11 protein-coding genes are annotated in these 14,331 nt (G+C 70.2%); 10 read left to right on the forward strand and 1 reads right to left on the reverse strand.

Annotated elements, in window-relative coordinates:
* Positions 1-52 precede the first annotated feature (52 nt).
* Complete coding sequence (locus tag G3T37_RS06700) at positions 53-2,182, reverse strand: alpha-galactosidase (protein WP_163472733.1); 2,130 nt, start codon at positions 2,180-2,182, stop codon at positions 53-55.
* Positions 2,183-2,226: 44 nt separating this feature from the next.
* Here G3T37_RS06700 and G3T37_RS06705 point away from each other — a divergent pair, with 44 nt between their 5' ends.
* From G3T37_RS06705 to G3T37_RS06750, 10 genes are all read left to right on the forward strand, one after another.
* A complete protein-coding gene (locus G3T37_RS06705; RefSeq protein ID WP_163472734.1) occupies positions 2,227-3,372 on the forward strand; it encodes an ROK family protein in 1,146 nt (381 codons plus the stop codon).
* Positions 3,373-3,611: 239 nt separating this feature from the next.
* Positions 3,612-4,646, forward strand: a complete 1,035-nt coding sequence (locus G3T37_RS06710) for a LacI family DNA-binding transcriptional regulator (protein WP_163472735.1) — start codon at positions 3,612-3,614, stop codon at positions 4,644-4,646.
* A complete protein-coding gene (locus tag G3T37_RS06715; protein WP_163472736.1) occupies positions 4,639-5,574 on the forward strand; it encodes a glycoside hydrolase family protein in 936 nt (311 codons plus the stop codon). Before G3T37_RS06710 ends, G3T37_RS06715 begins: the two co-directional genes overlap by 8 nt.
* Positions 5,575-5,840: 266 nt before the next feature.
* The gene (locus tag G3T37_RS06720; RefSeq protein ID WP_163472737.1) at positions 5,841-7,154 is read left to right on the forward strand and encodes an ABC transporter substrate-binding protein; all 1,314 of its coding nucleotides are present in this window, start codon (positions 5,841-5,843) and stop codon (positions 7,152-7,154) included.
* A gap of 115 nt (positions 7,155-7,269) precedes the next feature.
* On the forward strand, positions 7,270-8,250 hold the full coding sequence (locus tag G3T37_RS06725) for a carbohydrate ABC transporter permease (RefSeq protein ID WP_163472738.1): 981 nt from the start codon (positions 7,270-7,272) through the stop codon (positions 8,248-8,250).
* Positions 8,247-9,176 (forward strand): carbohydrate ABC transporter permease, encoded by a 930-nt coding sequence (locus tag G3T37_RS06730; protein WP_163472739.1) that lies wholly within the window; start codon positions 8,247-8,249, stop codon positions 9,174-9,176. The genes G3T37_RS06725 and G3T37_RS06730 overlap by 4 nt, the downstream gene beginning before the upstream one ends.
* Before the next feature lie 43 nt (positions 9,177-9,219).
* Positions 9,220-10,224 (forward strand): LacI family DNA-binding transcriptional regulator, encoded by a 1,005-nt coding sequence (locus G3T37_RS06735; RefSeq protein ID WP_163472740.1) that lies wholly within the window; start codon positions 9,220-9,222, stop codon positions 10,222-10,224.
* Positions 10,225-10,363: 139 nt separating this feature from the next.
* On the forward strand, positions 10,364-11,161 hold the full coding sequence (locus tag G3T37_RS06740) for an inositol monophosphatase family protein (protein WP_163472741.1): 798 nt from the start codon (positions 10,364-10,366) through the stop codon (positions 11,159-11,161).
* Positions 11,162-11,351: 190 nt separating this feature from the next.
* Positions 11,352-12,245 carry a M23 family metallopeptidase gene (locus G3T37_RS06745; protein ID WP_163472742.1) on the forward strand — a complete coding sequence of 298 codons (894 nt, stop codon included), beginning with the start codon at positions 11,352-11,354 and terminating at the stop codon, positions 12,243-12,245.
* Between the two features lie 178 nt (positions 12,246-12,423).
* On the forward strand, positions 12,424-14,319 hold the full coding sequence (locus G3T37_RS06750) for a glycoside hydrolase family 13 protein (protein WP_163472743.1): 1,896 nt from the start codon (positions 12,424-12,426) through the stop codon (positions 14,317-14,319).
* Positions 14,320-14,331: the final 12 nt, after the last annotated feature.

Here is a 14,331-nt window from a genome sequence, read left to right on the forward strand (position 1 = left end):
CGCGCGGGAGGGTGGGCAGTGCCAACTCGCGCGGGAGCGCGAGGCAGCGCCCCTACCCCACCGCCGTCACGAGCAGCACGACCGCGCTCTCCGGGAACAGCACCGGCGGGCGCAGCCCGGCGCGGCGCAGCGCGCGCCCGCTCATCCGCAGCGGGGCGTCGAGCCAGGGCAGGGGCGACTGGCCGTTGAAGCCGTCGCGCTCGGTCACGTCCGAGAGGCTGACCTCGTACACGGTGTCGTCGTCGAGCCCGGGCAGGGTGATGGCGTCACCGGGGTAGGCGTTGCTCGACCCCACCTGCGTGAAGACGTACAGCGCGCGGTCCCGCTCACCGGCGACCACCCCGCGCAGGTCGACGGAGTCGTCGGGCAGGTCGGCGTAGACCGCGTGGCCGCTGTGCAGCAGCTCGCGGTGGGCTTTGTGAAACTCGACCCAGCGGGTGAGCTGCGCGAGGTCATCCGGGCTCGCCGTCGTCACGTTCCACTCGATGCCCAGGTGGCCGAACAGCGCCGTCGCGCCGCGCAGCGCCAGCCGCGAGGTGCGCCCCGTCGAGTGCGATTCGGGTCCGCTGATGTGCGCGCCGAGCATCTCGTAGGGTACGAGCAGCGAGGTGTACTTCTGGATGCCCAGCCGCTCGATCGGGTCGATGCAGTCGCTCGTCCAGAACCGGTCGGTGCGGTCGGCGATGCCGAGGTCGACCCGCGCGCCGCCGGACGCGCAGCTCTCGATCTCCAGCCCGGGGTGCGCCTCCTTCAGCCCGTCGAGCAGCCGGTAGAGCGCCTCGACGTTCGCGTGCACGGCCGCGGCGCCGGTCACGGTGCTGCCCGGGTCGACGAGGTCGCGGTTGTGATCCCACTTCAGGTAGGCGATGTCGTTCTCGTCGAGCAGCGCGTGCAGTCGCTCGGAGAGGTAGGCGTAGGCGTCGGGGTGCGAGAGGTCGAGCACGTGCTGTCCCCGCCCCTCGATCGGCAGGCGCCCCTCCGGCTGCAGGATCCAGTCGGGGTGCGCCCGCGCGAGCTCCGAGTCGGGGTTGATCATCTCCGGTTCGACCCAGAGGCCGAACTCCATGCCCAGCCCGGTGACGTGGCGGATGATCGGCCCCAGCCCCTCGGGGAAAACCGCCGGGTCGACGTACCAGTCGCCGAGCCCCGCAGTGTCGTCGCGACGCCCGAGGAACCAGCCGTCGTCGAGCACGAACCGCTCGACCCCCACGGCGGCGGCCGCGTCGGCGAGCGTGCGCAGGCGTTCGGTGTCGAGGTCGAAGTACATCGCCTCCCAGGTGTTGAGGGTGACCGGTCGCGGGCTGCGCGGGTGCTGCGGACGGGATCGCACGCTGTCGTGCAGCGAGGCGGAGAGGGCGTTGAGGCCCTCGCCCCAGGCGCCGATCACGACCGGTGTGCGATAGCTTTCGCCGGGCGCGAGCCGCACCTCGCCGGGGAGCAGGAGTTCGCCGGCCTGCAGCAGGGCGAGTCCGTTGCCGGTGCGCTCGGCGGCGAGCTGGAAGTTGCCGCTCCACGCGAGGTGGATGCCGTGCACGAGCCCCGACTCGAAGCCGAAACCGGGGGTGCCGGCGAGCACGAGGAGCGGGGCATCCGCGCCGGGCCGGCCCCGCCGGGAGTCCCGCTCGTGCCGTCCGATCGTGAAGGGGTAGCGCTGCGGGTGGCGCTCGCGCAGGTGGCGGCCCGTCGTGTCCATGACCTCGCGCGCGCTCACCGGCACCGGGAGGGTCGCGCGGAGGGCAGCGAGCTCGTAGTCGTCGCTGGCCGTGTTGGTGAGGGCGACGGTGGTGCGCAGGATGCCCGCCGCATCGAGATCGAGGGTGACGGTCACCGCGAGGCCGGCCGCCGCATCCGTGCCACGGATCGTCGCCGAGGTCTCGTTCGCGTCGATGCCGCTCGTGACGACGGCGGGAGCGAAGGAGCGACCGGCGCGGCTGCCCTCGAGACCGGGGGTGCCGAACCAGCCGGTGGACGCCTGGGGGAGCAGCGAGAGGGTGACACCGCGGTCGAGGTACCCCGAGACGCGCTGGTTGCGGGCGGCGCGCGCGAGCGACTCGACCTCGGCCGTGGACGCCTGACCGAGACTCTCTCCCCAGTAGACGATCGCCGGGAATTCGGGCGTCGTGTCGATGACGACACTCGTGCCGCCGTGGCGGAGATGGAGGGCTGCGGCGCTGCTGTTCACGTGTTATTTTTAGAGTGAAAATATAGCCGTGTCAAGGGAGTCCCGTGCGCATTCTCGACGCGCCCGACATCGTCGGCAGCGACCAGCCGCGTGCCGTGCGCGACGTCGCCACCGAGTTGCTCGCCGCCGGCGCCCTCTCCCGCCCGGAGCTCGCATCCCGCCTCGGCCTCTCGCTCGCGAGCATCACCCGCTACGCGACACCGCTGCTGCGCTCCGGCCTCGCGGTCGAGCGGCCCGACCCGGAGGCGAGCGCGATCGGGCGCCCGGTCAACCTCATCGACCTCGCCGTCGACGACCATCGATTCGCCGGGTGCAAGATCACGGGCGGGAGCGCGTACGCGGTGCTGACCGATCTGCGGGGCACGGTCATCCGCAGTGAGAGCACCGCGCTGCCGGGGCACGGGGTCGCGGATGTCCGTGCCCGGGTCGCCGCGCTCATCCGCTCGCTCGGCCCCGCGCCCCTCACCGCGGTGGGCGTGACCGTCGGCGGTCGCGTCGACGACGGCCGGGTCATCGTCGATGCCCCGTTCCTGGGCTGGCACGGGGTCGACTTCGCCGCGCAGCTCGCGGCCGAGCTGGAGACGCCGGTCGTGGTCGACAACGACGTGGTCGCGCTCACCTCGGCGGCGCGCCTGTTCGGGGCGGCCGGGCATCCCGACGACTTCGCGGTCATCACGGTCGGCGCGGGCGTCGGCTACGGGCTCGTCGTGGGCGGTCGGCAGGTGGGCGCGGGGCGCCCGGGGATGGACGGTGGGGCTCACGTCACGCTCGACCCCGCGGGACCGGCGTGCGAGCGGGGGCACCCGGGATGCGCCTCGGTCTGGGTCTCGGTGCCGGGCATGAGCACCCGCGCGGGCGAGCTGCTCGGGCGCCCGCTCGCCGAGGGCGAGTTCGAGCGACTCGTCGTCGCGGGCGACGTGGCGTGCACGGCGGTGCTCGCCGACGCGGCCCGTGCGCTCGCGCGCTGGCTCTCGCTCGTCGCCGACATCGCGATGGTCGATGCCTTCCTGCTCTCCGGCGAGGGCGCGGAGCTGTTCGCCCCCCGGATCGGCGAGATCACCCGGGAGGTGCGGGCGAGGGCGGGCGGCGAGCGCGCGGAGGCCGTCATCACGATCGACGGCTCCGGCTTCGAGGGCTGGGCGCGCGCGGCCGCCGTCGCGGCGATCCGCGCCGCCCTCCGCGGCGCCTGAGCCACCCCGCCTGCCCGCGGTGCCAGTCCGCCCGGCCGCGCACCCCGGCCGCGCCCCTCGGCCGCCGCCCGACCCGCTCGCGTCGCCCGGCCCGCGCCCCCGCAAAACCCGCCGCCGACCAGCCCTTTCCGCCCGTTCGCAAAATCGATTTTGTGCTAGCCTTCACAGCACAGGCGAGCAGTCCGACCCGCGGCGGCCTCGTTCCCGATCACCTGGTACCCGGTTGGAGTTCGAAGAGGATGGCGAAGCGCGTCGGGATCTCCGATGTCGCCACCGCGGCAGGTGTCTCGGTGACGACCGTCTCCCACGCGCTCAGCGGCCAGGGCAACCTCAGCGCGAAGACCCGCGAGCACGTGCAGCGCGTCGCGGGGGAGCTCGGCTACGCCCCCAACCGCATCGCGAGCGCCCTGCGCCGTCAGCGCAGCGGCATCGTCGGCTTCGTGAGCGACGAGATCGCGACGACCCCCTTCGCCGGCCGCATCGTGCTGGGCGCCCAGGATGCGGCGGCCGAGCGCGGCCTGCTCCTCATGCTGGTGAACTCCAACCGGGATGACCGCGTCGAGGCCCAGCAGATCGACTCGCTCCTCGACCAGCAGGTCGACGCCTTCGTCTACGCGCGCATGTCGCACGGTCTCGTCTCCCTCCCGGCGAAGCTCGCCGGGCTGCCGACCGTCGTCGTCGACGCCGAGAACCCCGACGGCGGGGCGCCCTGGGTGGTGCCCGACGAGGTGGGCATCGGCCGCACGGCGACCGAGCGCCTGCTCGCCGCCGGCCACCGCCGGATCGTGCATATCTCGGTCGACGCCCCTGGCCCCGGTGTCGACGGCCGCATCCTCGGCTATCGCCGGACGATGGCCGAGCACGGCCTCGAGCCGCACGTCTTCACCGTGCCCGAGCCCGCCGACGCGAGCGCGGGGCGCGAGACCTTCGAGGCGGCGCTCGCGGCCGTGCCCGACCTCACCGCCGTCTTCTGCTTCAACGACCCCATGGCGATGGGGGTCTACCAGATCGCCGCCGAGCGGGGGATGTGCGTGCCCGACGACCTCTCCCTCATCGGTGTCGACAACCTCGAGGTGATCGCCGCCCAGTTGCGTCCGGGTCTCACCACCGTCGGGCTGCCGCACTACGAGATGGGGCGGTGGGCGATCGAGCAGCTCAGCGCGATGATCGGCGACCCGGAGTGGTCGAGCAATCGTTCCCAGGTCGAGTTGGCCTGCCCGCTCATCGAACGGGGTTCCGTCGCGAGCCCCCGGAAGGACACCGGCCGTGCTTGAGCTGCCCGACTCCTGGGTCTGGGACTTCTGGATCGCCGACACCGGCGAGGAGTACCACCTCTTCTTCCTGTTCGCGTCGCGGGCGCTGCAGGAGGAGTCCGCACGCCACCGCCGGGCATCCATCGGCCACGCGGTCTCGACCGACCTCGTGAACTGGACCCGCGTCGCCGACGCGCTCGTGCGCTCGGATGCGCCCGCCGCCGACGACGTCGCGACCTGGACGGGCTGCACCGTGCGCGGCGACGACGGCTTCTGGTACATGTTCTACACCGGCACGAACGACGACCCCGTGCCCTCCACGCAGCGGGTCATGGTCGCCGTGTCGCGCGATCTGATGACCTGGCGCAAGCAGCGCACCCCGGTCGCGGTCGCCGACCCGAGGTGGTACTCCACCGGGGCGGATGGCGGCGACGAGGCCTTCCGCGACCCCTGGGTGTTCCGCGAGGGCGGGCTCTGGCACATGTTCACGACCGCGCGGGCGCGCACCGGCTCGGTCACCGAGTCGGGCGTCGTCGGCCACGCCACCTCCAGCGACCTGCTGCACTGGGATGTCCAGCCTCCCGTCACCCCCGGCAACGAGGGCTTCGGCCAGCTCGAGGTCACGCAGCTGGTCGAGGTCGAGGAGCGCCCGTACCTGCTGTTCAACTGCCTGCGCACCGAGATCGCCCCACGCCGTCGTGACGTGGCGGGCACGGGCGGCATCTGGATCGCGGCGGGGGAGTCCCCGCTCGGCCCCTTCGACATCGACGGCGCCGTTCGGCTCACCGACAACCGGTACTACGTCGGCAGGGTGATCACGGATCGCGCGGGCGTGCAGCAGTTCCTCGCCTTCGAGAACGTGCGCGACGGCGAGTTCATCGGGCGGATCGCCGACCCGGTCCCGTTTGCGGGCGTGCTCGCGGCGGCGGGCGTCGCGACCCGCGCCTGACTGCTGAGCCAGCCGTACCGAGCTGCCCGCGCCGTGCATCCGGCGGGCCCCTGCGGCGAATCGTGACGCGACCGTTGTCTTCGGGTCTCCCTCATCTCTAGCGCGTCGTTCGTGGAAGCCGTAATGTAAGCGCTTGCAGGGATGTTGCGCATCGTTACCTATTCGTTACAGCTTGGCTCTGTACGGGGTGCTCGACGCGGGGCTAGTTTCATCTCAGCAAAAACGATTTTGTAAATCGTTTTCTCCCCCCAAGAAAGGTCGAAGTAATGAGGCTTCGTAACAAAACAATCGCATCCGTTGCCGCTCTTGTGGGCGCAGCGGTCGTGCTCAGTGGATGCTCGGGTACCAGCGGCGGCGGCGGCAACACCACCGTTCAGATCCTCGGCGCGTTCACCGCAGCGCAGGCCACCGCCTTCCAGGCGGACCTCACCAAGTGGGGCAAGGCGAACAACATCACCGTCAAGTACTCGGGAAGCGACAACTTCCAGCAGGCGATCGTCACGCGCGTGACCGCCGGCAACCCGCCGGACGTCGCGATCTACCCGCAGCCGGGCGTGCTCAAGCAGCAGGTGAAAGACCTCAAGCCGCTCGACAGCCTCGGCGTCGACGTCGCGAGCGTCACCTCTGACGAGCCCAACGGCCTCGGCGACATCGGCAACGTGAACGGCAAGACCTACGGCCTCCCGTACAGCATCAACGTGAAGTCGCTCGTCTGGTACGACCCCGCCGCCTTCGCCGCGCACGGCTACACCGTGCCGACCACCGACGAGGAGCTCACCGCTCTCGAGGCGAAGATCAAGTCCGACGGCGCCGGGTACCCCTGGTGTGTCGGAGCCGAATCGGGCGCTGCGACCGGCTGGCCGATGACCGACTGGCTGGAGGAGTACGTGCTGCGCTACGGCGGACTCGACCAGTACAACAAGTGGATCACCCACGACGTGCTCTTCAACTCCGACCTGGTGAAGAAGGCGGCCGCGAAGGTCCAGAGCGAGATCCTCGACCCGGGCCAGGTCAACGGCGGCGGCAAGGCCATCGCCACGACCAACTTCGGCAAGGCCGGCAACCAGCTCTTCGTCAGCGGCAAGGACAAGGGCCAGTGCTTCATGATGCGCCAGGGAACGTTCATCGCGGACTTCTTCCCCGACAACATCAAGGCCGAGATCGCCAAGAAGGACACGACCAACATCAACGTGTTCCCGCTGCCGACCCCGTCGGACGCCGTCACCTCCGGAACCCTCGGTGGTGGTGACCTCGTCGGTGCCTTCAACACGAACGCCGCGACCAAGAAGGTCGTGCAGTACCTCGTGAGCAAGGAGTTCGGCACGAACGGCTACGCCGGGCAGGCCATCTTCCTCTCCCCGCACACCTCCTTCGACAGCAGCCTGTACACGAGCCCGTTCCAGGCCGCTGCTCAGAAGGCGGTCGCCGCATCCAAGGTCTTCGGCTTCGACGCCTCCGACCAGATGCCCGGTGCCGTCGGTGCCGGAACGGAGTGGACCGACCTGACCGCGTGGACGACAGGCCAGAAGACACTGGACGCGGTGTTGCAGGACATCGACTCCTCGTGGCCGAAGTCGTAGTGTGACGGTCAACCAGTAGTGCAACCGGTGGCGCTCGTTCCCGTGCGGGGCGAGCGCCACCCTCACCACAGCTTCACCCGCACAGTTTCTTAACAACGTCGTTAGGTCGTCACCAATGCAAATTGTGAGTGCACTGGTCTCCGTGGTCGGGGGCCTTACCGTCTCGTTTCTCATCTATCTCGGCTTGAACTTCATCGTCGGCAAGACGAACACGAAGTGGAACCGCCGGCTCCTGCCCTACGTCTTCATCGGCCCGATCCTCGTGCTGCTGCTCGGCTTCCTGGTCTACCCGACCATCCGGACGGTCATCCTGAGCTTCGTCGACACGACGAACGACAAGTTCGCGGGCTTCGGGAACTATGTCTCCCTCTTCACGAGCGGCGACTTCCTGAGCACCCTGCTGAACAACCTGCTGTGGATCCTCGTGGTGCCCGCCGTGACGGTGGCGATCGGTCTCGGCGTCGCGACCCTCGCCGACCGCCTCGGCCCCAAGCGCGAGAAGACCTTCAAGTCGATCATCTTCCTGCCGATGGCCATCAGCTTCGTGGCGGCCGCGACGATGTGGCGGTTCATCTACACCTACGACCCGCCGGGGCAGCCGCAGACCGGTCTGCTCAACGCGATCTGGACCGGCATCACGCACGGCGACCCCGTGCCGTGGATCACGATCGACGCGGGACGCTTCAACGACTTCCTGCTCATGATCGTCGTCATCTGGCTGAACGCCGGGTACGCGATGGTGCTTCTCTCGGCCGCGGTCAAGGGCGTGCCCGAGGAGACCATCGAGGCGGCGCGGATCGATGGCGCGAAAGACCGGCAGATCTTCTTCCGCGTGATCGTGCCGCAGATCCAGGGCACCATCGTGGCCGTCTTCGTGACCGTCCTCATCGGAGTCATGAAGATCTTCGACATCGTCTTCGCCATGACCGGCGGCACGTACAACACGAACGTGCTCGGCGTCGAGTTCATCAACCAGTTCTTCAACTTCGGCAACCCGGGCAAGGCCTCCGCTGTCGTCGTCATCCTGATGGTCGCGGTGATCCCGGTGATCGTCTACCAGGTTCGCAACTACCGCAAGCAGGAGGTCCTCCGATGACCCAGGCAGCCCCCACCCTCGCCGTCCGCGCCACCGCCGAACGGTCGGCCGCCACGGCCCGCACCGCCACGAAGCGCCGGCCCAACCGCCGCATCGTGCTCAACATCATCCTCGGACTGTTCGCCATCCTGTGGATGATCCCGGTGATCGGCCTGCTCGTCACCGCCTTCCGCAGCACCACCGACGCCCAGACCACGGGCTGGTGGACGGCGATCGGCAACGTCTTCGGACAGCACTGGACCACGACGAACTTCGTCACCGCCTTCACCAACCTCGACCTCGGCACGAACTTCTTTAACAGCGTCGCGGTCACGGTTCCGGCGACGGTGCTGCCGATCATGTTCGCCGCCTTCGCCGCCTACGGGTTCACCTTCCTCGACTTCAAGGGCAAGGAGGTGTACTTCGCGGTGATCGTCGGGCTCCTCGTGGTGCCGACCCAGGTGGCGCTCATCCCGGTGCTGCAGGCGTACGTCGCGTTCACCAAGGCGACGGGCATCCCGATCGTCGGGCAGTTCCCCGCGGCGTGGGTCTACCACTCCGCGTTCGCGCTGCCGCTGGCGATCTTCATCCTGCGCAACTACATGTCCACCCTGCCGGTCGCCCTCATCGAGGCCGCCCGCGTCGACGGTGCGAGCCACTTCCAGATCTTCTGGCGGCTCGTCGTTCCGATGTCGATGCCCGCGCTCGCGTCGTTCGCGATCTTCCAGTTCCTCTGGGTCTGGAACGACTACCTGACGGCGTACATCTTCCTGGGCGACGCGAACCCCGTGCTCACCCAGGCGCTGTACGGACTCCTCGGGCAGTACGCACAGGGCTGGAACCTGGTCGCGGCGGGATCGTTCATCACCATCGTCGTGCCGCTCATCGTGTTCTTCGGAATGCAGCGCTACTTCGTCCGCGGACTCACCGCAGGCTCGGTCAAGTAGCGGCCGCAGGGATGCGTCCCACCATCCGACAGGGGATGAGGGCATGGCATCGACACTGGAGGACGTCGCCCGATACGCGGGGGTGAGCATCGCCACCGCCAGCCGGGTGTTCAACGCGAAACCGAATGTCGCGGAGGACACCCGGCTGAAGGTGAACGCCGCCATCGATCACCTCGGCTACGCGGGTCAGCAGCGCACCGGGCAGGAGCACCTGCGGGTGGTGGGCGTCGTCGTTCCCGACGTCGACAGCTCGGTGTTTCGAGAGGCGGTGCGGATCCTCTCAGCGACGCTCGCGTCGAGCGGCATCTCGAGCGTCATCGTGACCGTCGACGGCACCCCGGAGGCGGAGCGGCGCGCGCTCGACCTCCTGGTCGAGCGACGGATGTCCGGCGTCGTCGTGTTCGACGGCGACGACGGCGCCGGGGAGCAGGCGGCGTCACCGTGGGCGGAGCTGCGCGAGCGGGGCATACCCGTGCTCACGATCGGCGGGCGGGAGGGCATCCCGCACGTCGCCTCGGTGCGCTGGGATGACGGCGCCGCCGTGCGCGCGGCCGCCGATTGCCTCGTCACGCACGGCCATCGCTCGATCGCCCTCGTGGTGGGCGACGACGACCGCGCGGCCACCGAGCGACGGGTCGAGGCCTTCCGTGACTACTGCGATCAGGCGGAGGGGCCTGAGCGCGTCACGGGGATGATCGAGCACAGCGCGACCGCGGGCGCCGACGTCGAACGCCTCGCCGTGGTTCTCGCGCAGCGCGGCGCGACCGCCGTGATCGCCGAGACCGAGTGGATCGCGACGAGCGCCCTGCGCGCGCTGCGACGGTCCGGGCACCGGGTGCCGCAGGATGTCTCGCTCATCTGCCTGGAGGACTCCCGCATGCTCGCCGCCGTCGATCCTCCCGTCACCGCGATGCGCCAGTCGGTCGAACTGCTGGCCCGCACCGCGGCACTCGAGCTCGTGCGGCAGCTCGGCGGCAGGGGCGCGCAGGCGCACGCGCTCGTGTTCGGCTCGGAGCTGATTCTGCGCTCGACCGTCGCGGTGCGCTGAGCGCGTCGGCGCGCGGTGCGCTGAGCGCATCGGCGCGCGCTGCGCTGAGCGGGCGGGAGCGCGGGCGGGGCGCGAGCGGGGGAGCGCGCTGGTACGGTCGAGGCGTGCCGGGCATCCCGCACCGCGCAGGAGGGACCCCATGTCTGACGAGCTTCTCGAGATCGCGCGCACCGTCGCGCTCGCCGCGGGCGAACTGGTGAGCCGGCGTCGCCGCGAGGGCGTCTCGATCGCCGACCACAAGTCCTCGCCCGTCGACGTGGTGACGCTCGCCGACCGCGAATCGGAGGAGCTGATCCGCGGCCTTCTGGCGGATGCCCGACCCGGCGACGGCTTCTTCGGCGAGGAGGGCGCGGCGCAGGCCGGCACGAGCGGGCTCACCTGGGTCGTCGACCCGATCGACGGCACCGTCAACTACCTGTACGGGATCCCGCACTATGGCGTGAGCGTCGCCGTGGTGGAGGGCGAACCGGATCCGCTGAGCTGGGCGGCGCTCGCCGGCTGCGTGGTCAATCCGGCGATCGGCGAGGTGTTCACGGCGTCCCGCGGCGGCGGCGCCTTCCTGGGCGACGCGGCCATTCGCGTCGCGCCCGCCGTGGAGCTCTCGCAGGCCCTCGTGGCGACCGGGTTCTCGTACGAGTCGGCCATGCGGGCCATCCAGGGTCGCGTCGTCGCCGAGCTCGTGCCGACCGTGCGCGACATCCGTCGGGGCGGCACCGCGTCACTCGACCTGTGCTTCGTCGCGGCCGGCCGTGTGAACGCGTATTACGAGCGAACTCTGAACCCCTGGGACCACGCGGCGGGCGCTCTCATCGCCGTCGAGGCCGGCGCGCGCGTGACCGGTCGCGACGGCGTACCGCCCAGCAAGGACTTCATTCTCGCGGCGGAGCCCTCCGTCGCGGCGGCGCTCGAGGCTCGGCTGAAGGAGCTCGGAGCCTGAGTCGCCGTCAGCCGTGAGGGTGCCGTGAGTGTGGGCGTGGCCCGAACGGGGACTTTGGCAGAATCCATGCGCATGGATAAGCTTGACCGGTCCGTTACCTGATCGTGATTTTTCGCGATCACAACTGAACCCGCACGATCGAACCAGCACACGAGTTCCGCTCCGCTGTTCGGGAGAGAGGAGCGCTGCCATGACCATGCCGCCAGCCCTCCCCAGCCGACGAGAACTCCGCGAGCAGTCGTCGCCCAAGGCCCGCAAGGCGGCTGCCCGGGCGCAGCGCGAACGCGAGAAGCGACGGGCCCGCCTGCGCGTGGCCGACGTGCCCCGCAAGAGCATCGCCAAGCGGCTCATCCCGGTCGGCGCCCTCGGTTTCGCGGCGGCCCTCATGTTCGCCACCTCTCTGCCGGCGAGCGCGCTGCTGAGCCCCGGTGCCGTGGCGGCCGCGGCGACCGAGACCGCGGCGAAGGCGGTCACCGCGACCGGCGGCACGACCGCCGCGGGCGGACAGGTGCTCGCTCCCGTCTCCGCGACGGGGGAGGCGGCGGCCGTGCCGCTCGCCGACGACGGCATCAGCGTCATGTCGTACGCCGAGGTGCAGAAACTCAACTACACCTTCGCGACGGGCAGCGTCGCCTACACGGTCAACAACTCGGGCCCGATCCGCTGGCCGTTCCCGGTCGCGGTGCCCCTCGGCGATCTGTTCGGCCCCCGCGCCGCGCCGTGCGCCGGATGCTCCACCTTCCATCACGGGATCGACTTCCAGCCCGGCGACGGTGCGCCCATCTACGCGATCGCCGCGGGTGTCGTCAGCCAGGTCGACCACTACGACGCGAGCCTGGGCAACGTCGTGTACATCACCCACACGATCGGCGGCCAGCAGATCACGAGCCTCTACGGCCACATGCAGGAGGGTTCGAGCAGCCTCAAGGTGGGCCAGAAGGTCGCCGAGGGCGATCTTGTGGGGCTCGTCGGCTCCACCGGCGAATCCAGCGGCCCGCACCTACACCTCGGGATCCTCGAGGGCGGGCCCACGGGACCGCCGATCAACCCGCTGCCCTGGCTCATCGCGCACACGGCGCACTGAGACACGCTGCGCCGCGCCGCTCCCGCACGGCGGCACGCAGCGCCTGGCTGCCCGCGCGGCGGCACGCTGCGCCCCGGGGCCCGCGTGGAGGCGCCGCACTCGCGCGTCGTCGCGCAGTTTTCGTGCGTGAAATCCGGGTGAAACCCGTTCGCCTCCCGGCTGTGCCAAAGTGGTGCGCATGGTCGCGCCCCTCCCCGTCGGATCCCTTCTCGAACCGCACCACGACGGGTCACCGTTGTACGTCTCCACCCAGTCGCCGCAGCTCGGCGACCGAGTGCGCGTGCGGGTGCGGATCCCGCACGAGTTCGGCGCGGTGCAGCAGGTGCGTACCCGATCGAACCCCAACCACGAGCCGCGCTTCGCGGTCGCCTCGCTCATCGCGACCGTCGACGGCTGGGACTGGTGGGAGGCGGAGGTCGAGGTCGAGAACCCCACCCACGGCTACCGCTGGCTCATCAAGATGGGCGACGGCCGCAACCTGTGGCTGAACGCCACCGGGATGCACACCATCGAGACCCTCGACAGCGAAGACTTCAAGCTGCTCGCCTACCCGGCACCGCCGGAGTGGGCGACCTCGACGATCATGTACCAGATCTTCCCCGACCGCTTCGCGCGCTCCGCGGCCGCCGACGCGCGGCAGCTGCCGGCCTGGGCGGAGCCGGCGAAGTGGGATGACCCGGTCATCCACATCGGGCCCTCCACCGCCACGCAGCTCTACGGCGGCGACCTGCAGGGCATTCAGGAGCACCTCGATCACCTGATCGGGCTGGGCGTCACCATGATCTACCTGACGCCCGTGTTCCCGGCCCGCTCCAACCACCGCTACGACGCGCTCTCCTTCGACGAGATCGACCCCCTGCTCGGTGGCGACGAGGCCTACATCGCGCTCATCGAGGCGGCGCACGCCCGCGGTCTGCGCGTCATCGGCGACCTCACCTCCAACCACTCGGGCGATGCCCACGAGTGGTTCCAGGCCTCGCACGAGAAGCCCGGCACGCCGGAGAGCGCCTTCTACTACTGGATGGACCAGGAGCAGAAGACCTACGTCTCGTGGCTCGGTGTGCCCAGCCTCCCCAAGTTCAACTGGAACTCGCAGGAGCTGCGGGAGAGATTCATCGAGGGGCCCGACTCCGTCGTCGCGAAGTGGCTGAAGCCGCCCTACAGCCTGGACGGCTGGCGCATCGACGTCGCGAACATGACCGGGCGGTACCTCGCGGAGGACCTGAACGCGGAGGTGCGGCAGATCATCCGTCGCACCATGATCGAGGTGAACCCGGACACGATCCTGCTGGGGGAGTCGACGAACGACGCCTCCTCCGACTTCCAGGGCGACGCCTGGCACGGCGCCATGACCTACACGAACTTCACGCGCCCGTTGTGGGGCTGGCTCTCCGACCGCGAGCGGGAGTCGAGCTACTTCGGTCTGCCGTTCGGCACGATCCCCAGCTACTCGGGCGTCGAGGTGTTCGAGGCGCACCAGCAGTTCGCCGCGGGCTTCCCCTGGCGCGTGCGCCTCCACACCATGAACGCCCTCGACACGCACGACACCCCGCGGTTCCTCACCCACGCGCGTCCCGGCACGGTTCCCGTCGCGCTCGGTCTCTCGATGACGATGCCGGGCATCCCGGTGGTCTTCGCGGGCGACGAGTTCGGGCTGGTCGGCGACGACGGCGAGCACTCGCGCACGCCCATCCCCTGGGAGCACGCGGCGGATGCCGAGCCCACCCTCGAGCTGTACCGCAGGCTGATCCACCTCAAGCGCGAGCACCCGGCGCTGAACGGCGGCGGAATCCGCTGGCTGCACGTGAGCGACGACGTGCTCGTCTTCGTTCGCGAGTCGGAGGAGGAGGCCGTGCTGGTCGTGGCCGCCCGCGCCGACTTCGAGCTCTCGCTCGCCCCCAACGCCGTCTCGGGCGTCGCCACGCTCATCGTCGGCGACGCGGATGCCCTCTTCGACCCCGCCGTCGGGCTCGTGCTGCGCGGCCGAGGTCCGGCCTTCGCGGCCTGGGTGCTGCCCGGCATCGACATCCCCGAGTTCGCGGCCGAGGGCACCGTTCTCGAACTGGAGGGCTAGCGGTCGTCGGCG

The sequence above is a fragment of the Galbitalea soli genome (genome assembly GCF_010686725.1).
Taxonomy (GTDB): domain Bacteria; phylum Actinomycetota; class Actinomycetes; order Actinomycetales; family Microbacteriaceae; genus Galbitalea; species Galbitalea soli.